Origin of the sequence: Streptomyces sp. NPDC017940, from assembly GCF_044328435.1 — a bacterium.
GTDB lineage: Bacteria > Actinomycetota > Actinomycetes > Streptomycetales > Streptomycetaceae > Streptomyces.
On sequence record NZ_JBIRHJ010000006.1, the window covers coordinates 146,037 to 165,769 of the forward strand.

Annotated in this window: 12 protein-coding genes; 7 read left to right on the plus strand and 5 right to left on the minus strand. The window is 73.8% G+C overall.

Annotation, left to right across the window (positions count from 1 at the left end; all coding sequences use genetic code 11):
* Positions 1-9: 9 nt before the first annotated feature.
* Positions 10-933, minus strand: a complete 924-nt coding sequence (locus ACH4DX_RS21760) for a hypothetical protein (RefSeq protein WP_398156310.1) — start codon at positions 931-933, stop codon at positions 10-12.
* A 134-nt stretch (positions 934-1,067) separates the two neighbouring features.
* Between ACH4DX_RS21760 and ACH4DX_RS21765 the strand changes: the two genes are divergently transcribed.
* Both ACH4DX_RS21765 and ACH4DX_RS21770 read left to right on the plus strand, forming a co-directional pair.
* Positions 1,068-3,368: a heavy metal translocating P-type ATPase gene (locus ACH4DX_RS21765; RefSeq protein ID WP_398156311.1), complete on the plus strand. Its 2,301-nt coding sequence runs from the start codon at positions 1,068-1,070 to the stop codon at positions 3,366-3,368.
* Between the two features lie 232 nt (positions 3,369-3,600).
* Positions 3,601-4,293, plus strand: coding sequence for a copper homeostasis protein CutC (locus ACH4DX_RS21770; protein WP_398156312.1), 693 nt, complete (start codon positions 3,601-3,603; stop codon positions 4,291-4,293).
* A gap of 899 nt (positions 4,294-5,192) precedes the next feature.
* Here ACH4DX_RS21770 and ACH4DX_RS21775 read toward each other — a convergent pair.
* Positions 5,193-7,271: a HelD family protein gene (locus tag ACH4DX_RS21775; RefSeq protein WP_398121089.1), complete on the minus strand. Its 2,079-nt coding sequence runs from the start codon at positions 7,269-7,271 to the stop codon at positions 5,193-5,195.
* 546 nt (positions 7,272-7,817) lie between these two features.
* On the opposite strand from ACH4DX_RS21775, the gene ACH4DX_RS21780 reads away from it, so the two are divergent.
* From ACH4DX_RS21780 to ACH4DX_RS21795, 4 genes are all read left to right on the plus strand, one after another.
* Positions 7,818-8,024, plus strand: a complete 207-nt coding sequence (locus ACH4DX_RS21780) for a hypothetical protein (protein WP_398156313.1) — start codon at positions 7,818-7,820, stop codon at positions 8,022-8,024.
* Between the two features lie 149 nt (positions 8,025-8,173).
* Entirely contained in the window at positions 8,174-9,469 is a 1,296-nt protein-coding gene (locus tag ACH4DX_RS21785) for a glycosyltransferase 87 family protein (protein WP_398156584.1), read from the plus strand.
* 33 nt (positions 9,470-9,502) lie between these two features.
* Positions 9,503-10,738 (plus strand): helix-turn-helix domain-containing protein, encoded by a 1,236-nt coding sequence (locus ACH4DX_RS21790; RefSeq protein ID WP_398156314.1) that lies wholly within the window; start codon positions 9,503-9,505, stop codon positions 10,736-10,738.
* Positions 10,739-10,944: 206 nt separating this feature from the next.
* Entirely contained in the window at positions 10,945-12,072 is a 1,128-nt protein-coding gene (locus ACH4DX_RS21795; protein WP_398156315.1) for a methyltransferase domain-containing protein, read from the plus strand.
* A 66-nt stretch (positions 12,073-12,138) separates the two neighbouring features.
* On the opposite strand, the gene ACH4DX_RS21800 is transcribed toward ACH4DX_RS21795, so the two are convergent.
* Positions 12,139-13,785 (minus strand): DNA repair helicase XPB, encoded by a 1,647-nt coding sequence (locus ACH4DX_RS21800; protein ID WP_398121095.1) that lies wholly within the window; start codon positions 13,783-13,785, stop codon positions 12,139-12,141.
* 103 nt (positions 13,786-13,888) lie between these two features.
* Positions 13,889-15,955 carry a protein kinase gene (locus ACH4DX_RS21805; protein ID WP_398156316.1) on the minus strand — a complete coding sequence of 689 codons (2,067 nt, stop codon included), beginning with the start codon at positions 15,953-15,955 and terminating at the stop codon, positions 13,889-13,891.
* Positions 15,956-16,191: 236 nt separating this feature from the next.
* Between ACH4DX_RS21805 and ACH4DX_RS21810 the strand changes: the two genes are divergently transcribed.
* Positions 16,192-17,052 (plus strand): VanZ family protein, encoded by an 861-nt coding sequence (locus ACH4DX_RS21810; protein ID WP_398156317.1) that lies wholly within the window; start codon positions 16,192-16,194, stop codon positions 17,050-17,052.
* Here ACH4DX_RS21810 and ACH4DX_RS21815 read toward each other — a convergent pair.
* Complete coding sequence (locus tag ACH4DX_RS21815; protein WP_398156318.1) at positions 17,015-19,714, minus strand: helicase-associated domain-containing protein; 2,700 nt, start codon at positions 19,712-19,714, stop codon at positions 17,015-17,017. The two genes, ACH4DX_RS21810 and ACH4DX_RS21815, sit on opposite strands and share 38 nt — an antisense overlap.
* Between the last annotated feature and the right edge of the window lie 19 nt (positions 19,715-19,733).

Consider the following 19,733-nt stretch of genomic DNA (forward strand, 5'->3'; position numbering starts at 1 on the left):
TCGCACCCCTCAGTGCGCGTGCGGCGTGCGCACCGTGAACGCCGCCGTGCGGACCTTTCCCTCGTGGCGGAAGTCCAGGAACAGGCGGTAGGCGCCCGCGCTCGGTGCCGTCGTCGTGAAGGAGACCGCGGGTCCCGGCTTCGTGCTGCCGTCGCCGGGCTCCCCGTCCGGGTGGACGTGCAGATACGCGAGGTCGCCCGCGCGCAGGGCGACCAGGTGGCCGTAGGCGCCGAGATAGGGCTGGAGGTCGGTGACCGGCTTGCCGTCGCGCAGGACGCGCAGCGTCAGCTCGCGGGGCTCGCCGGGCGCCGGTGTGCCGGTCAGGCGCACCTCGTAGCCGTCGCCCGCCTTCGCCGTTGCCCTCGCGGGCGGCAAGTCGTCGGGGGCGTAGGCGCCGGTGACGGCCAGGTCCGCGCCGAGTGTCACCTTCTCCTCGGCCCGGGCGGGCCTGAAGTCGGCGAAGACGCGGTGGTCCCCGGCCTCCGGCAGCGTCGCGGGGACCGACCAGGTGCCGTCGGCGGCGCGCACCGGGTGCAGATGGCGGTACGTCGTCAGGTCGCGCGAGGCGAGGATCAGGTGCAGCTCCTTGCCGTGCTCCTTCGCGTACGTCTTCAGGGGTGCGCCCGAGGACTCCTCGGTGATCGTGAAGCGCAGGTCGGTGCGGGTGCCCGCCTTCGCGCGCGGGGTCCGCAGGTCGAGGGTGTAGCCGTGGGACGTCGACGCCAGGCCCGCCGGGGTGGACGTGGTGCCGGTCCCGCTCCCCGCGTCCTCATGGCCCTTCCCGCCGTGCTCGTCCCTCTCGCCGTGCTCGCTCCTCTCGCTGTGCGCCGCCGGTGTGCTGACGCTGTCGACGCTCGTGCCCACTCCGTACGCGGCGGTGAACGCCGCGGCGACGGCGGCGGCGTACGCGGTGATCCTCAGTCCGGTCCTCATGCGTCCCGACGATACCCCCCTGGGGTATGAAGTCAAGGGCGGGAAACGCTTGCGTCTAGGTACCCCCCAGGGGTACACATGGATCTCGTAAGCGATACCGGGCCCGGGTATGCCGGGCATGAGGAGCGGCCGACATGACCTCCACGCAGACCTCCGCGCGGAATTCCGCGCAGGCTTCCCGTACCACGCAGGTGGAACTGGCCATCAGCGGCATGACCTGCGCCTCGTGCGCGGCCCGTGTCGAGAGGAAGCTCAACCGCATGGACGGCGTGACGGCGACCGTCAACTACGCCACGGAGAAGGCCAAGGTCAGCTACGACGGCGCGGAGGTCGCGGTCGCGGATCTCGTCGCCACCGTGGAGGCCACCGGGTACACCGCGCGGGAACCCGCCCCACCTCGCGCGGAGGGCGGGGACGGCGGGCCGGGCGGCGAGGGTGCGGGAGACGGCGACGCCGAGCTGCGGACGCTGCGGGAGCGGCTGACCGCCGCCGTCGTGCTCTCCGTGCCCGTCATCGCGATGGCGATGGTCCCCGCGCTCCAGTTCACGTACTGGCAGTGGCTGTCCCTGACCCTCGCGGCACCCGTCGTGACGTACGCGGCCTGGCCCTTCCACAAGGCGGCCGTCACCAACGCCCGGCACGGCGCGGCCACCATGGACACGCTGATATCGGTCGGTACGTCGGCCGCGTTCCTGTGGTCGCTGTGGGCGCTGTTCCTCGGCTCGGCGGGGACGCCCGGCATGACGCACCCCTTCGAGCTGACCATCGAGCGCAGCGACGGGGCCGGGAACATCTACCTCGAAGCCGCCGCGGGCGTCACCGCGTTCATCCTCGCCGGGCGGTACTTCGAGGCCCGCTCCAAGCGGAAGGCGGGCGCGGCCCTGAAGGCGCTGCTGGAACTGGGCGCCAAGGACGTGACCGTGCTCAGGGACGGGCGGGAGGAGACCGTACCGGTCGGGGAGCTGAAGGCCGGCGACCACTTCCTCGTACGGCCCGGCGAGAAGATCGCCACCGACGGACGGGTCGTCGAAGGCGCCTCCGCCGTCGACGCCTCGATGCTCACCGGGGAGTCCGTGCCCGTGGAGGTCGCCGTCGGGGACGCGGTCACCGGCGCCACCCTGAACGTCGGCGGCCGGCTCGTCGTGGAGGCGACACGCGTCGGCGCCGACACCCAGCTGGCGCGCATGGCGCGGCTCGTCGAGGACGCGCAGAACGGCAAGGCCGCGGCCCAGCGGCTCGCCGACCGCGTCTCCGGCGTCTTCGTGCCGGTCGTCATCGCCCTCGCGGTCGCCACGCTCGGCTTCTGGCTCGGCAACGGCGCGGGGCTCACGGCGGCCTTCACCGCCGCGGTCGCCGTACTGATCATCGCCTGCCCCTGCGCCCTCGGCCTCGCCACGCCCACCGCGCTCATGGTCGGCACCGGACGCGGCGCCCAGCTCGGCATCCTTATCAAGGGCCCCGAGGTCCTGGAGACCACCCGGCGCGTCGACACCATCGTCCTGGACAAGACCGGCACGGTGACCACGGGCCGGATGACGCTGCTCGTCACGCGCGTCGCGGACGGCACCGACGAGGCGGAGGTCCTGCGGCTCGCGGGTGCCCTGGAGCACGCGTCCGAGCACCCCGTCGCCCAGGCCGTCGCCGCGGGCGCCGCCGAGCGGGTCGGGGAGCTGCCGACGCCGGAGGACTTCGCGAACGTGGCGGGGCTCGGGGTGCGGGGGATCGTCGAGGGGCACGCGGTGCTCGTGGGGCGTGAGCGGCTGCTCGACGACTGGGCGATCCGGCTGCCACAGGAGCTGAAGCAGGCCAAGGACGCGGCGGAGGCGGCCGGGCGCACCGCCATCGCCGTCGCCTGGGACGGCGAGGCGCGGGCCGTGCTCGAAGTCGCCGACGCCGTGAAGGAGAGCAGTTCGGAGGCGATCCGGCGGCTGCGGGCGCTCGGGCTCACGCCCCTGCTGCTCACCGGTGACAACCGTGCCGTCGCCGAGTCCGTCGCCGCCGAGGTCGGCATCGCGCCGGAGCATGTCATCGCCGAGGTGCTTCCGCAGGACAAGGTCGACGTGGTGAAGCGGCTCCAGGGGGAGGGGCGCTCGGTCGCCATGGTCGGTGACGGCGTCAACGACGCGGCGGCCCTCGCGCAGGCCGACCTGGGGCTCGCGATGGGCACGGGGACGGACGCCGCCATCGAGGCGGGGGACCTCACCTTGGTACGGGGTGATCTGCGGGCCGCCGCCGACGCGATCCGGCTGGCCCGGAAGACCCTCGGCACGATCCGGTCCAACCTGTTCTGGGCCTTCGCCTACAACGTCGCCGCGCTGCCGCTCGCCGCGGCCGGGCTGCTCAACCCGATGCTCGCCGGGGCGGCCATGGCCTTCTCCTCCGTCTTCGTGGTCGGCAACAGCCTGCGGCTGCGCGGGTTCAAGCCACTGAGCTGAGATTTCCGGTGCCGCGTGGCCTGATGTTCGCGGTGCTTGGCCTGATCACCCCGGCGCGGTCCGATTCCCGCCGGGGTGATCTGCGCGTACTCTGGTAATTGGACTAGACCTGTGTTTCCGTGGGCAGTCCGTGCCCCCGTCGACCTGCGTTTGCTTGGTCGCCGTCCGCACGACGCCCCCCAGCCGCCCGGACCCGCCGACAGCAGGCGCCGATTCCCGAAGGAAGACATCCATGAGCAAGCGCGCGCTCCTGGAGGTGATCGCCCTCGACGCCGAGGACGCGGTCGCCGCCCAGGCCGGAGGGGCGGACCGCCTCGAGCTGGTCACCGACATGGCCGCGGACGGGCTGACGCCGTCCGTCGAGGACTTCGCCGAGATCCGTGCCTCCGTGGACATCGCGCTGCGCGTCATGCTGCGGCTCGCGGACGGGTTCGACGCCGGGGACGTCGACGCGCTGGTGCGGCGGGCCCGGGAGTTGCGGGGCGCGGGGGCCGACGAGTTCGTCCTCGGCTTCCTCGACGCCGAGACCGGCGGGGCGGATGTCGCCGCCGTCGAGCGGGTCGTGGGGGTGCTCGACGGGTGCCGGTGGACGTTCCACCGGGCCATCGACCGGGTCGCCGACCGGGACGCCCTGCGCAAGCAGCTCTCCGATCTGCCGGGGCTCGACACGTATCTCACCGCCGGGGCCGCGGGTGGGGTCGATGAGGGGATCGGTACGTTGCTGGCCGAGGCCGCGTGTGCCGGGGAGCCCGGGTATGAGGCGCGGTTGCTTGTCGGTGGGGGGTTGCGGCTTGAGCATGTTGCTGTTTTGCGGGACGGGGGGGTTGACGGGTTTCACATCGGCGGGGCTGCTCGGCCCCACGGGTGGGGCGCTCCGCTCTCTGCCTCCGCCGTCTCGGCTTGGCGCCACGCCCTGGATTCCTGACCCGGCGGCTCCGGGCCTGGGGGCCCTTCCTTCCCGCCCGCCCGCCCGTTTCTGGCTTACCTTCAGGCTTGGGTCGCCTGTGCCACAGCCGTTGTTCGGCGGGTTCGGGTCGGTGGGTGGCCCCCTTCCCACCCACCCGTTTCTAGCCGCTTCCCGGTTCGGGTTGCCTGTGCCGCAGCTGATGTTCGGCGGGTGCGGGCCGGTAGGTGGCCTTTTCCCACTCGCTCGCCCGTTTCCCGCCCCTTCCGGGGCTGGGGTCGTCTGTGCCGCAGCGGTTGTTCGGCGTGCTCGGCCCGGTGGGTGGCCCGCCGCTTCGCGGGGTCTTTCCCATCCGCCCGTTTCTGGTCCGCCTTCGGGCTCGGGTCGCCTGTTCCGGCAGCGGTTGGTGGGCTGGGTCGGGCCGGTGGGGGCCCCTTTCCTACCCGCCTGCCCGCCCGTTTCTAGCCGCTTCCGGGCTCGGGTTGCCTGTGCCGCAGCGGTGTTCGGCGTGTGCGGGCCGACGGTTCGCCCCTTCTCGCCCGCCTGCCCGCCCGTTTCCAGTCGCCCCCCGGCCCGGGTCGCCCGTGCCGCAACCGTTGTTCGGCGGGACGGGGGCGGTGGGTGGGTCCGCCGGTGAGCGGGCGCCGGGGGGGGGCGGGGAGCCCGATCGCCGGGGGTTGGGAGGCCCGTGCTGGGGCTCGCCTGGAGATGGGAGGGCGGGTGGGGGATTTCCCGCCGCGCAGCGGCGTTCGCGCCGGTGCGACGGCCCCCCCGGGCTGTGGGCAACTGGGCCTCCGGGGGCGAGGCAGTCGGGCGCAGCCCCAAGCGGGGCGGTGGGCGCAGCCCCAGGTGTGCAGTGGCTGTCAGTCGGGCGCAGCCCCAAGCGGGCGGTGGGCGCAGCCCCAGGTGTGCAGTGGCTGTCAGGCGGTGGACAACGCGGGGGGTAGCGGGGTCGAGTGGAGCACCGTCAAGCCTGATACCGCCCGGGTCAGGGCCACGTACAGGCGCCGCAGGCCCGTGCGCTCGTCGGGCTCCCCCGCCACCACGGCGGACGGCTCGTCCAGGACCACGTAGTCGTACTCCAGACCCTTGGCCAGGGATGCCGGGACCAGGGTGAGACGGACGTCGGGCGTGGTCTCCTCGCCGGGGGAGAGGAAGCCGAGGCCGGCCAGCTCCAGGGCCGCCGCCAGCTCGGGGACGCGCGCGTCCGCCGCGATCAGGCCCACGGACCCCTCCTGGCGCAGCGACTCGGCACAGGCGGCGACAACCGCCTCCGTGGGATCGGACACCCGGCGCACCGACAGCGAGCCGGGAGCCTCCCGCACCGACCCCACCTCCGCGAGGCCCGGCGCGATCACGGGCAGCAGCCGCGACGCGTACGCGATCACCTCCCGCGGCACGCGGAAACCCGCGGTCAGCTCCTCCACCACGGCGTCCGGCTTGCCGAGATGAGCGAGCGCCTCCGCCCAGTTCCGCGTCGCCCACGGCGTGGTCCCCTGCGCCAGGTCCCCGAGGACGGTCGCGGAACCGGTGGTGCACCGGCGCCCCACCGCCCGGTACTGCATCGGCGAGAGGTCCTGCGCCTCGTCGAGGACGACGTGGCCGAGCGAGTGCGTACGGGAGACGAGGTCCGCGGCCTCGTCGACCAGGACCGCGTCCGCCGCCGACCACTTGGCGCTCCCCACCCCGCGCCCGGGCTTCGCCCACAGCACCGCCTTCTGCTCCCCCTCGTCGAGGATCCCCTCGGCGTGGGCGGCGAGGAACTCCCCGTCGGACAGCAGCCGGAGCACCAGCTTCGCCGGGTCGACGGGCGGCCAGATCGCCTTCACGGCCGCCTTCACCGCCGCGTTGCGGGCCACCGCGTCCTGCACCCGGTCGTCCGGCGCCTCCCCGGCGCGCTCCATCTGGACGAGTACGGCGTGCGCGATGCGCTGCGGCAGGGCCTCGCGGGCGGCCCCGTACCGCATGTCGCGGGCCAGCAACTCCTCGACGATCGCCTCCACTTCGTACACCGGAACCCGCCAGCGGCGCGAGCCGCGCACCACCACGATGCCCTCCCGCGGCATCGTGACGTGCGAGCGCAGCGCCCTGCGCAGCACCTGAGCCATCCGCGCGTCGCCCTTGACCAGGGCCGCCGCCGGATCGTCCGTGCCGCGCACCTCGACGTGCGCGACCAGGTCGGCGACGGTCGCCTGCCGGACCTCCAACTCGCCGAGCGCGGGCAGGACCTGCTCGATGTAGTGCAGGAAGGAGCGGTTCGGGCCGATGACCAGCGTGCCCGTGCGGGCGAGCCGCTCCCGGTGCGCGTACAGGAGGTAGGCGACCCGGTGCAGGCCCACCGCCGTCTTGCCGGTGCCGGGGCCGCCCTGGACGCACACCGACCCGGTGAGCCCGCCGCGCACGATCTCGTCCTGCTCCGGCTGGATCGTCGCCACGATGTCCCGCATCGGGCCCACGCGCGGGCGTTCGATCTCCTGCTGGAGCAGCTTGCTGACCTGCTCGGCCTCGCCGGGGTCCGTCAGGTGCTCGTCCTCGTACGCGGTCAGCTCACCGCCGGTGTACCCGAACCGGCGGCGCAGGCCGACGTCCTGCGGGTCCTTCTTCGAGGCCCGGTAGAACGGCTGGGACACGGGGGCGCGCCAGTCGATCACCATGGGGTCGCCGTCGGCGTCGTGCACGTGCCTGCGCCCGATGTAGAACTGCTCGCCCTCGGCGCCCTCGGCCCGCTCGACGCCCGGCGCGTGCAGGAAGTCGAGCCTGCCGAAGAACAGCGGGGTGTGCGTGAGATCCGCGAGTGCCTTGATCCGGTCGTCGATCTGGCTCTGGAGGACCGCGGCGTTGACCCAGTTCGCCGTGACGTCACGGATGTCCAGGGACGCCACGTCCTCGCGCATGGCGCGCAGGGCGGAACGGGACGCGGAGAGGTGCGCCCGCTCACGGGCCAGGGGGTTCTCGGGCTCGGGCTCGGGTGCGAGTCCGGGCACGGGTGCGGCGTTCACTGCGGGGGCCTCCGGCGGATACGGGTGGTGCGGTGCTCTGTGCGTACTCGGGGGCCGCCGGTTTCCGGCCGGACGGCGGCGCTCCGCTGGGGCGGGAGGCGGGAAGGGAGAAGCTTAGGTGAGCGTCCGGTGGTGGGGCCAACGATTTTTCGCACCATGGGTCAGGGACAGGGGACCAGGGCAGCGGCCGAGCTCAGCCGGTCCCGCCGACCCGGCGTCAAGCCCATGCTCGTCCTGTGATCGCGGCCGGAATGGCGTCGCCCACGCCTCCCGAAGCCGTCCACGCAACGGACACGATGGTGTCCCGTCCCGTCCGGTCCCGTCCCGTCCGGTCCCGGGCCGGCGCCCCAACGGCTCCCAAAGGCTTCCCTCCCGTCCCCCCGAACCCCCGAAACCCTGAGGCACCCCCGAGAAAACCCTGAGGGACGTCCTCCTAGCGGCTCCGTCCCGAGGCGGACGGCACCGCCCGTGAGTCGTACCGGAAGCCTCGTGCGGTTACCCCGCGAGGCCGATGCGTGCGCGCTCCCGCGGGCGGACCATGGATACATGAGCAGCGCAACCTTCACTCCAGCGTCCCTGTCCTCCGGGCCCGCGGGCCCCCGCACCGCCGCAAGCGCCACGGCGCTCTCCGGCGACCACCGTCCGCACCGCTTCGGCACCGCCCTGCGGGCCGCCAAGGTGTTCATGGGTACGGCCTTCGGCGTGGCCGTGCTCGGCGAGTTCGCGGAGGAGGCGGGCGTCCGCCGCCGCTGAGGCGTCGGCCGCTGAGGCGACCGTCCGCCGTTGAGACGTCAGCCGCTGAGGCGACTGCCCGCCACTGAAGCGACCGCCCGCCGCGCGGCGACTGCCCGCCGAGCCGGATGCACCGGCTGTTCGCGGACCTTCGCTAGGGTCACGCCGTGATGCGACGGTACGTGGCCACGCGGTCACCCAGCGCGGTGTCCGGAATCCTCCTCCTTGCCCTTTCCTGTACGGGCTTCGCCCTCCTCTGCGGAGTGCACGGGCTGCCCATGGCCGACGCCCAGGTGTACCGGGCCGAGGGTGCCGCCGTCGTCGACGGCCGGGATCTGTACGGGTTCACCGTCACCCGGTGGGAACTGCCCGCCACCTACCCGCCGTTCGCCGCCCTCCTCTTCGTCCCCACGACCTGGCTGCCGCTCGCCGCCCTCAAGGCGGCCTTCCTCGTCGGCAACGTCGCCCTCCTGCTGCTGCTCCTGCACCTCTCCTGCCGCCTCGCCGGACTGCCGTCGCGGCCCGCGGCCCTGTGTGCGGGCGCCGCGTTCGCGCTGTGGCTCGAACCCGTCTTCCAGACCGTCCTGTTCGGGCAGATCAACCTGGCGCTCGCCTGCCTGGTCCTGTGGGACCTGACGCGGGCGCCGGGTGCCGCGGGGCGGGGCCTCGCGATCGGGGTCGCCGCCGGGATCAAGCTGACCCCGGCCTTCTTCATCCTGCACCTGCTGGTCACCCGGCGGGCGCGGGAGGCCATGACCGCCCTGGCCGCGTGCGCGGGGACCGTGCTCATCGGGGCGCTCGCGCTGCCCGGTGCCAGTGTCGACTTCTGGACGCGGCGGATCTTCGAGACGGGGCGGGTCGGGAAGGCGTGGATCGTCGACAACCAGTCCTTGCAGGGGCTCACCGCACGGCTGCTGCACGAGCCCGCGCCCGGGGTGCTGTGGGCCGGGCCCGCGTTTCTCGTCGTCGCCGCGGCACTGTGGGCCGCCCGGCGCTGCGCCGGGCCAGGGTCGAAGTCCGGGCCAGGGTCGAGGTCCGGGTCAGGGTCGAGGTCCGGGTCAGGGTCGAGGTCCGGGTCAGGGTCGAGGTCCGGGCCAGGCGCGGAGTCCGGGCCAGGCACGGCCTGGGGGGTTCTGGTCGCCGCCTTCGCCGCGCTCCTCGTCTCGCCCATCAGCTGGTCCCATCACTGGGTGTGGTGTGTGCCGGTGGTCGTGGTGCTTGTGGGGGAGGGGCGCAGGGGGATCGCGGGGGCGGTCGCCCTGCTCTTCACGGCGCGCACCCTGTGGCTGGTCCCGCACGCCGGCGCCGCCGACCTCCACCTCACCTGGTGGCAACAGCCGTTGGCTTCGCCGTACGCGGTGGGGGCTGTGCTCCTGTGCGGCTGGATGACGCTGCCGCGACGGCGACGTGGCACGACCATCGTCCGGGGGGTCCGGGGTCACCTTGCCGGGCGTACGCTGCTGTGACGACTGCCGTTGCTGTCAAAGGGAGCGTGCGCCATGGCTACTGGGCTGGCCGAGAACGTCAGGAACCACCGGCGTACGGCAGGCATGAGCCAGGAGCAGCTGGCCGAAGCGGCGGATCTCTCCGTGGGGACCGTGCGCAAGGTGGAGCAGGGCGGGGATGTGCGCATGGAGACGTTGCACGCGCTGGCTCGTGCGCTGGATGTCCCCACGTCGGCACTGTTCGTCACGGAGACCACGACGCCGGTGGTCGGGGATGAGGCGAACCGCCGTTGTCTGGTGGAGCTGCGCAAGGCTCTGATGCCTCCTGTAGGCCTCGCCGCGCCGATGACGGACCGGGGGCGGACGGAGGAACTGTCGGCGCTGCGCCGGGCCACGGCGGATGCTCACGCGCTCTACTGGGCGGACCGGTACGACTCCGTGGCCAAGCGCCTGCCGGGACTGCTGCGGTCCGCCGAGGCCGCCGTGGAGGCGTTGGAGGGCGAGGAGCAGCAGCAGGCGATGATCGCTCGCTGCCATGCGCTGCTGCTGGCGGGCAAGTACCTGACGCAGGTTCGGCAGTACGACATGGCGTACTACGCGCTGGTGGAAGCGATCCGGCTGGCTCGGGAGACCGGCCGGACACTCACCGCTGCAACGGGAGTCGTCGGTATGTGCTGGCTGCTGCTCCGCCAGGACCGGTTCGACGAGAGCGAGCAGCTCGCGGCGCAGACGGCAGCAGAGATCGAACCCCGTATGTCAGACGCGACGCCGGCGCACTTGGCCGTGTGGGGCGAGTTGTGGCTCAGGGTCGCGTCTGCCGCCGTTCGTAACAACCGCCCGGACGTGGCGCGGGAAGCCCGCAGGATGGCCCGGACCGCTGCCGGCGCGATGAGTGGCGAGAACGCGGAGTTCCCGCTCCATTGGGGCGGATTCGGCCCCGTCACGGCGGAACTGAAGGTCGTTGAGGACCTGTCGCTGCTCGGGGACGTACGAGGCGTTCTCAGCCGTGCGGACGACGGCTTGCTGGCCGGGAAGGCGCTCCGGAACTTCGGTAAGCCGACCGCCCCGAACTGGGACCGCCACAGGCTGGACGTGGCCAGGGCGCAAGTATCGCTGAAGCAGCACCAGGACGCCATGGACGTCCTGGTGTCCGTTCGCCGCACGTCCGGTGAGTGGATCAAGCACCAGCCCATGGCCCGATACGTGATGACAGACCTGCTCAAGACCCAGAAGCGCACCCTGTCTCAGGACATGCGCGACATGGCCGTCCACCTGGATGTCACCGGCTGACTGTCACGCGCCGTAGCAGTTCCAGCACTGTGGCGGTGGCGACCCGCTGCCGGGCGAGCCTTGGCCCGGACCGCCGACTCCTCCAACCCCTGACGGGGGCCCCGGGACCCCCAACCCGCCCCGGCCGAAAGCGCAGTGAGGTGTGGCCAGTGGACGCCGACATCGGTACGGAACGCTCTACTCGCGCCGAGCTGGGGAGTGCGCTGATGTCGAACGGCATTCTGTCGTCCGGCTGGGCACCCGCGTTCTCCGCGGTACCGCGCTCCGCGTTCCTGCCGGATCTCATGTGGCCCTTCGACATGAGCACCGCACGGAGTGTCGTCGTCGACAGGGCGGACGACCCGGCGGCGTGGCAGCGGTACGCCGACTCTGACGCGCCTGTCGTCACGCAATGGGACAACGGCAAGCACTCGGGCACGCGGACAGGGACAGTGCCGACCAGCTCCGCGTCCATGCCGAGCGTGGTGTTCTCCATGCTGCGGGACCTGGACGTGCAGCCCGGAAACCGGGTCCTGGAGATCGGCACGGGCACGGGCTGGAACGCGGCGCTGCTCGCCCACCGGCTCGGGGCTCACAACGTCGTCACGGTGGAGATCGACGAAGCCGTGGCCGCTGGCGCGCGCACGGCTCTCGAACGGTTCGGAGCACCCGTGCGCGTAGTCCGTGGGGACGGCTACGAGGGCTGTGCCGAAGCAGCACCGTACGACCGGGTCATCGCCACGTGCGGTCTCCGGTCCATCCCCTTGGCCTGGGTGGAGCAGAGCCGCCCGGGCGGCGTCATCGTGGCTCCGTGGGGCACGCACTACAGCAACGAAGACGCCGTGGTCCGTCTGGTTGTCGCCGACGACGGCCGGAGCGCGTCAGGAACCTTCACGGGCCACGTGGAGTTCATGAAGCTGCGTGCCCAGACCCGCCCGCGGGTGGATCATGCCGAGTACGTCACGGGCCCCGTGGCGGACGGCGACGAGTCGTCCACCCGGATCACGGAGACACAGCTCGTGGGGGAGCGCTTCAGTCCCCTGCGCTTCGCGCTGGGACTCCGCGTCCACGACTGCTGCGAAGTAGTGGCCGACCGGCGCGAGGGAGCGCGGCCCGTGTGGTTCTACGGGCTGACAGACCGCTCATGGGCGTGCGTGCTGTTCCGTGGCGGCGCTGCGACGCGTGTCTGGCAGTCGGGCCCGCGCCGGCTCTGGGACGAGGTGGAAGCCGCCGTCCGCTGGTGGGAGGAGCAGGGGCGGCCGGGCATCGACCGCTTCGGCCTCACCGTGGAGAGCGACGGCCGCACGACGGCGTGGCTCGACGCACCAGACCACCCGGTGGCCGCCACGGGCTGACGCACCGCACGAGGCAGGGGTCCAGGGAGCGCAGCGCCCTCGGGCCCCCTCAGCCCCCAGGCCCCCTCAAACATCCTCCGCAAGCACCCCATCCGCGTCCAGGATCCGATACGCGTACCCCTGTTCCGCCAGGAACCGCTGGCGGTGGGCTGCGAAGTCCTGGTCGATGGTGTCGCGGGCGACGACGGAGTAGAAGCGGGCCTCGTGGCCGTCGGCCTTGGGGCGCAGGACGCGGCCGAGGCGCTGGGCCTCCTCCTGGCGGGAGCCGAAGGTGCCGGAGACCTGGATGGCGACGGTGGCCTCGGGCAGGTCGATGGAGAAGTTGGCGACCTTGGAGACGACGAGGACGGAGATCTCGCCCTCGCGGAAGGCGTCGAAGAGCTTCTCGCGCTGCGCGTTGGTGGTCTCGCCCTTGATGACGGGGGCGCCGAGATGCTCGCCGAGTTCGTCGAGCTGGTCGATGTACTGGCCGATGACGAGCGTCTGCTGCCCCGCGTGCTTGCGCACGAGCGCCTCGGTGACCTTGCGCTTGGTCGCGGTGGTCGCGCAGAAGCGGTACTTCTCCTCGGCCTCGGCGGTGGCGTACGCGAGCCGCTCGGAGTCGGTGAGGTTGACGCGGACCTCGACGCAGTCGGCGGGCGCGATGTACCCCTGCGCCTCGATCTCCTTCCAGGGCGCGTCGAACCGCTTGGGCCCGATGAGCGAGAAGACGTCCGACTCGCGGCCGTCCTCGCGCACGAGGGTCGCCGTGAGCCCGAGCCGCCGCCGCGCCTGGAGGTCGGCGGTGAACTTGAAGACGGGCGCGGGCAGCAGGTGCACCTCGTCGTAGAGGATGAGGCCCCAGTCGCGGGAGTCGAACAGCTCCAGGTGCGGATAGACGCCCTTCCGCCGGGTCGTGAGGACCTGGTAGGTGGCGATGGTGACGGGGCGGATCTCCTTCTTCGTACCGCTGTACTCGCCGATCTCGTCCTCGGTGAGGGAGGTCCGCTTGACCAGTTCGTGCTTCCACTGGCGGGCGGAGACCGTGTTGGTGACGAGGATCAGCGTGGTCGCCTTGGCCTCGGCCATGGCGCCCGCGCCGACGAGGGTCTTGCCCGCGCCGCAGGGCAGCACGACGACGCCGCTGCCGCCGTGCCAGAAGTTCTCCACGGCCTGCCGCTGGTAGGGGCGCAGGGCCCAGCCGGTCTCGTCCAGGTCGATGGCGTGGGCCTCGCCGTCGACGTACCCGGCGAGGTCCTCCGCGGGCCAGCCCAGCTTCAGCAGGGTCTGCTTGATCTGGCCGCGCTCGGAGGGGTGCACGGCGACCGTGTCCGGGTCGACGCGCGCGCCGACCAGCGGCTGGACCTTCTTCGAGCGGAGGATCTCCTCCAGGACCGGGCGGTCGGTGCTGGTCAGGACCAGGCCGTGGGCGGGGTGCTTGGAGAGGGTGAGGCGGCCGTAGCGGGCCATGGTCTCGGCGACGTCCACGAGCAGGGCGTGCGGCACGGGATAGCGGGAGAACTCGACGAGGGCGTCGACGACCTGCTCGGCGTCGTGCCCGGCGGCGCGGGCGTTCCACAGGCCGAGGGGCGTGAGCCGGTAGGTGTGGATGTGTTCGGGTGCGCGCTCCAGCTCCGCGAACGGGGCGATGGCGCGGCGGCAGGCGTCGGCCTGCTCGTGGTCCACCTCGAGCAGCAGAGTCTTGTCCGACTGGACGATGAGCGGTCCGTTCACCGGTGGGTGCCCTTTCGCTAGGCCAAACATCCAGTGTGCCGCATCGCCGCCGGGACGGACCCCTGCCGCCGGGGGAGTGCCCCTGGTGCCCGCGCGCACGGGCCTACGCGGGCAGGGCGGACGTCTGGGGGACCGCGCGGACGACGTGGTCGGCGGTGGCGAAGTGGACGAGGCCGGGAGTCGTGACGGGGGCGGGGACCGTGGCGCCGGTGGGGAAGGGGACGTAGGAGCGCCGCTGCACGGGGGCGCCGCGGTCGAGGGTGTTCAGGGCGATCAGGTCGCCGGCCAGGGTGAGGACGTACAGGACGGCTTCGGTGAGCGCGGGGGTGCTGGGGGTGGGGGCCGTGGGGCGGCGGGACCAGGCGTACTCGCCGGTGCCGCGGTCGACGGCGTGGACGCCGCCGGTGCGGCCGGTGAGGTGGACGAGGTTGGTGACGTCGTCGAACACGGGCGTGGACCACGTCTCGCCGGGCGGGCCGAGGGGGCGGGACCAGACGGGCCGCATGCGGTGCACGTCGACGGCGGCCAGTCCGGCGCCGGGGCCCGTCGTGCCGAGGTAGGCGATGCCGTTGCGTACGAGGGGCGCGGCGGGGGCCGGCAGCGCGTCCCCCGGCAGGAGGACGGTGCGGTGGTCGCGCCGGTCGGCGAGGCCGACGCGGTGCAGGAAGCCGCGGGAACCCCTGCGCTCACCGAGGACGAGGGTGGTTCCGTCGACCGCCGCGGGCGCCGTGAACGCGCCGCGCCCGCCCCGCACCCGGGCCGCGAGACCGTCGGGCCCCACGGAGATCTGCTCGCCCAGGTAGGGGTCCACGAGGGCGAGTTCGTCACCGGTGCCGTACGCGTCGGAGGTGATCACGCAGACGGCCTGCTGCGTCACCACCGGGGCGCCGGCCGCGCCCAGGCCGAGGTTCCACCGCTCCTGCCCGGACGTCGGGTTCAGCGCGTACAGCGTGTCGCCCGTGACGTAGAGCCCCGGGGCGCCGACGGCCGGGCCGCCGAGCCCGGGCCGGGTGCTGCCCAGGTCGAGCCACTCGCTCCACAGGGGCTCGCCGGTGCGCGCGTCCAGGGCGTACACGTAGCCCGCGGAGTCCACCGCGTACAGCGTCCCGTCCGCGGCAAGGAGCTGGTGGACCGCGCCGTGCGTGCGGAACGTCCACACGTCGGCCCCCGTCCGCCGGTCCCCCGCCACCAGGCCCGCGCACCCCACCCCGAGCAGCGCCGCGGCTCCCGCCCGCAGCACCTCACGCCGTCCGGGGCCGGGCACCGGCACGCGCGTGCGGGGGCCGGGCGTGCGGGGTGCGGCGGGCGCGGGGAGCAGTTCGGCGAGGCCGTCGGGCAGGGCGGCGTCCTCCGCGCCGGCGGGGAAGTGGTCGAGCGCCGTGGCCAGCTCGGTCAGGGTGGGGCGCCGGGCCGGGTCCTTGGCGAGGCAGAGCGTGGTCAGGGCCTGCCAGTGGCAGGGCAGGTCCGACAGGTCGGGTTCGTCGAAGCGGATCGCGTACATCACCTGCCACATGTCCTCCGCGTCGAAGGGCGCCCGCTTGCGCAGCGCGAACACCAGCGTCGACGCCAGCGAGAAGACGTCCGCGGCGCCGGTGAGGCCGGCCGCGTCCCACTGCTCGGGCGCGGCGAACGCGGGCGTGCCGAGGAAGGCCTGGCTGGTGGTGAAGGTGCTCGCGTGCAGGTGCCGGGCGACGCCGAAGTCGAGTACGCGGGGGCCGTACGCGCTCAGCAGGACGTTCGACGGCTTGAAGTCGCGGTGCACGAGCCCGGCGCGGTGGATCGCGGCGAGGGCGTCCGTGAGCTGCCGGGCGAGGGCGCGCACGTACGGCTCCGGGAGCGGCCCGTAGGTGTCGACGGCCTCGGAGAGCGCGATGCCCGGTACGTACTCCGTGGCGAGCCACGGCTGGTCCGCGTCCGGGGCGGCGTCGAGGACCTGCGCGACGAGGGGGCTCTCGACCCTGCGGGCCGCCGCGACCTCGCGGGCGAACCGCCGCCGGGCGTCCCGCTCGTGCACCAACGAGGGCCGCACCCGCTTGACGGCGACGAGCCGCCCCCCGCGGTCCCGCCCGAGGAAGACCTCGCCCATGCCGCCGCGTCCGAGCACGCCCACGAGGCGGTAGGGCCCGAGGCGCCGCGGATCGGAATCGAGCAACTGTTTCGTGACCGTCACGCTATGTAGGCTATGGGTAACGATATGTGTGCGTGCGGGAGTTGGCCGAAGGTGGTCCTGACGGGCCGGGGCGCGGAGCGGCGGGCGGGTGGCGCGGTGCGCCTGGCGCGCCGGGGCGTGCGCCGAGCGGGCCCCCGGGGGATGTTCTCCGCCACCGGAGGACCCGCCACCGGACACCGGAGGACCCGCTCCCGGAGAACTCCGCTACGACGCGTGCTCGGGGGTATCCGGGGGGTATGACTGCCGAGCCGACGCACGAGCACGGTTACGAGAAGGGCGATGCGCCCCGTTACGAGCAGGGCCCCGGGCCCGCTCACGCGACCAGTCCCGGGCCCGCTCACGCGACCAGTCCCGGGCCCGCATACGCGACCAGCCCCGGGCCCGCATACGCGACCAGCCCCGAACCCGTTTACGCGACCAGCCCCGAACCCGCTTACGACAAGAGCCCTGGGCGCCGCGACGAGGGCGGCCCCCAGCGCCACGCCGCGCCCGGTGACGAGCGGGCGGCGACGGTGCCGCGGCTGCAACGCGGGACCCGCACCGCGGTCCTCGCCCGCGGCCTGGTCCTGCTGCTCAGCTTCGTCTGCATGGTCGGCTTCGCCGTCCTGCTGGCCAGGGCCACCCTGGTGCCCTCACCCGGGTCCACCGACCTCACCCACACCAACCTGCGCCCCGGCGACTCCATCAGCGCGTATCTGGACCAGCCGGACTTCAAGGACACGATCAAGCAGATCGGCGGCAACATCCTGCTCGGCGTGCCGTTCGGCGTGCTGCTGCCGATGCTGATGCCGAGGGCGCGCGGCCTCGCGCGGGTCGCCGCGGTGACGGCCCTGGTGATGCTGATGGTGGAGACCGCGCAGGGCGTTCTCGTCACCGGGCGGGCCTTCGACATCGACGACGTGCTCCTGAACACGGCGGGGGCGCTGATCGGTTATCTCATCGCCGGGCGGCGCCTCGGCCGTGCGCTGCACCCGCGGCGCCACCACTGGTGGCACCGCTGGACGCGCAAGGGGGAGCGCCCTGCCGGGTCCGGCGGCAAGGCCCTGCCGGGCCCCGTGGTCAGCTCGGGTCGTCCGCCAGTTCCGCCACACCCGTGACCCGGTGCAGCGGGTAGGTGCGGACCTCGTCGGCCGTGTGGTCGTAGGCGGTGACGAAGCCGCCCTCGACGCGTACGGGCGCGATGACGCGCTGGCTCGCGGCGCCCTCGGCGTTGACGTAGCCGATCCACAGGGCCTCGCCGGTGAGGACGGCGGCCTGCATGGTGGCGAGGGTCTCGGCGGCGGCGGTGCGGGGCAGTTCGCCGGGGGCGGTGGCGGGCGCGGCCTTGCGCGGGGCCGTGGAGGCGAGGTCGCCGGCGCGGATGGCGCGTACTGCGGCGCCGATGAGGGTGGCGTCCGGCAGCGGCGGGCCGTCGGGCACCGGCTCGGGCGGGGTGCGCGGCGGTGTGCGGTGGCTGTGCGCGCGGGTGATCAGGACGTCGCCCTCGGCGCTCTCCGCCGAGGGCGCGAAGCCCATGGCGCGGAGCCCTTCCAGGAGGGTCGCGGGGTCGGCAGGGGTGGCGAGCACGGTCGGCGCGAGCCGCCTCAGGCGCAGCCCCTCGCCGCGCTTGTCGGCGAGGATCTCGTTCAGTACGCCCTCGTCGTCGCAGCGTACGTAGGCGGAGGCGGCGCCGATGCGCAGGTGGCCGTGTTTCCGCGCGACGTCGTCGATCAGGTACGCCAGGGGCTGCGGCACCGGGGTACGGGAGTGCGCGGTGAGGAAGGCGTGCAGGTCGGACGCGCTCTGCCCGGCGTCGAGCGCGCGGCGCACGGAGCCGGGCGTGAACCGGTACACCGTGGCGCCGCCCTTGGACTCGATGTCGGCGAGCACCGAGAGGGCTTCGGCGAGGGGCCGTTGCAGGGGCCCGGGCGCGACGGCGGTGAGGTCGGCTTGGAGCAGTACGTGGTCGAGGGGTTCGGGGAGCAGGGGGGTGAGCAGGCGGGTGGCCTGCTTGCCCGCGGCGGCGAGTTCGGCGGCGGTGGGGGGCCGGTAGGGGGCGGCTCCCGCACCCGACGCGGCGCCGTCGCCGCCCGCTCGCGCGTGGCCGGTGCTGTCCGCCGGTACGCGGGCGGTGCCGCCCGCGGCCGTGGTGCGTGACTGCGCGCGGGCGGTGCCGTCCGCGGCCACGCCGCTCGTCCCGCTCGTCCGGGCCGCGCCCGGCGTTCCGGCTGCCGGGCCGCCCGTCGCGCTGTCGGCTCCCGCCTGGTGGGTGGGGGAGCCGCCGGGCGGCGGCGGTGAGGGCTGCTCAAGGCCCCCGGCAAGCAGCAGAGCGCGGCCGTGCGCGGACAAGGCACCCCGTCCCGTGACGCCGAGGAGTTCGGCCTCCTCCAGGGTCCAGTGGGCGAGGCGGGCCCGCAGGTCGGAGGTGCCCGGGCCGGGGGGCCGTTCCCAGTGGAGCCGGGCGAGTACGGAGTCCGTGTCGGGGGCGGCGCCCTCGGGCAGTTCGGCGAGCAGCCCGAGCACGCGTGCCCGCACCTCGGGCGCGGAGGAGCGGTCGAGGCCGGACCCGAGTGCGGACAGCGTGCGGTCCTTGCTGTCGCGTCCGCCGACGAGGCCCGGCGTGCGGGTCGCGACCAGCCAGGCGGTGGCGAGCCGCGTCCACCGCTCGGCGACGGGCAGTTCCTGCCAGGTGTCGTACGCGGGGGTGGCCGCGTACCGCTCGTCGGCCTCGCCGTCCGCCGCGAGGAGTCCCGCCGCGTAGGCGAGCTCCACCCAGAACGCCGCCTGCGGCTCCGGCACGTCCAACGCCACCGCGGTCCGCTTCAGGTCGCGCACGCTCAGGCCGCCCGCCCGCAGCACGGCGGGGCCGCCCTCGTCCCAGTCCTTGAGGAGTTCCTCGACGGTGGCGAGCGCCGTGTGCGCCTGGCCCGCCGCGGTGCTGTCCACAACCTGTGGACGGTGTTCGCGCGCGGCCACGACGGGCGGCGGGACCGCCTCCAGTACGCGGTGGGCGCGGCCCCCGCGCAGGTGCAGGGCGACTTCGCGGGGCAGCACCACCGTCCCCGGCGCCGTCGGCAGGAGCAGCCCCCGGTCGATGAGCCAGCGCAGGTGTGCCGCCGGTTCGGCGGTGACCTGCCCGTACGGCGGACCCCACACGAGGCGTGAGAGCACCTCCACGGACTCCGGGGGCGCCTCGTCCAGGAGCGCCGACATCCGCTTGCGGTCGGTGAACAGGGCTGTCAGCGCCTCCACCGCCGACACCGCGTCGTGGGTCGCCGGGAGGCCCGCCGCCGAGACCAGGCTCTGTACGCGGCCCGGCGACATCCCCGCCATCGCCTCGCCCACGGTCGGCCCGAGGCCCGTCGGCGAGGGCCGCTGCGGCGTCGGCGCGAGCAGTTCCCTCGCGGTCCGCACCAGGCGGAACCGGTCATCGCCGCCCCACACCAGGGCCTGCCCGCGCAGCGTCGCCAGGGCCCGGTCCAGGGCGCCCCGCAGCTCGCCCGGCTCGCCGTCGCCCGCGACGAGGCCGAGCAGCTCCCCGTACGCGGCCGGTTCCGACGCGACCGCGAGGGCTTCCGCGACCTGCTGCGTGAACCGGTCGAGGCGCTCCAGGGCGCGTACGACGGACGCCCGCGTGCCCGCGCGCGTCGCGAGCTGCGTCAGGTCGTTCGGTACCGGCGTGAGGAGGTCCGGCCGGGCCCGCAACAACGCGACCATGGCCGCGTCGTCGCACGCCCTGAGGGCTTCCGCCAGGGAACGGGGGGCGTCCGGGTTGCTCATCCTGGCCACGGTAGCGGGT

Excerpts from the sequence above, each read along its gene's own strand:
- ACH4DX_RS21795 (WP_398156315.1), top strand. The coding sequence starts at position 10,945 with ATGTCGAACGGCATTCTGTCGTCCGGCTGGGCACCCGCGTTCTCCGCG.
- ACH4DX_RS21760 (WP_398156310.1), bottom strand. The coding sequence starts at position 933 with ATGAGGACCGGACTGAGGATCACCGCGTACGCCGCCGCCGTCGCCGCG.
- ACH4DX_RS21790 (WP_398156314.1), top strand. The coding sequence starts at position 9,503 with ATGGCTACTGGGCTGGCCGAGAACGTCAGGAACCACCGGCGTACGGCA.
- ACH4DX_RS21780 (WP_398156313.1), top strand. The coding sequence starts at position 7,818 with ATGAGCAGCGCAACCTTCACTCCAGCGTCCCTGTCCTCCGGGCCCGCG.
- ACH4DX_RS21765 (WP_398156311.1), top strand. The coding sequence starts at position 1,068 with ATGACCTCCACGCAGACCTCCGCGCGGAATTCCGCGCAGGCTTCCCGT.
- ACH4DX_RS21810 (WP_398156317.1), top strand. The coding sequence starts at position 16,192 with ATGACTGCCGAGCCGACGCACGAGCACGGTTACGAGAAGGGCGATGCG.
- ACH4DX_RS21770 (WP_398156312.1), top strand. The coding sequence starts at position 3,601 with ATGAGCAAGCGCGCGCTCCTGGAGGTGATCGCCCTCGACGCCGAGGAC.
- ACH4DX_RS21785 (WP_398156584.1), top strand. The coding sequence starts at position 8,174 with ATGCGACGGTACGTGGCCACGCGGTCACCCAGCGCGGTGTCCGGAATC.
- ACH4DX_RS21815 (WP_398156318.1), bottom strand. The coding sequence starts at position 19,714 with ATGAGCAACCCGGACGCCCCCCGTTCCCTGGCGGAAGCCCTCAGGGCG.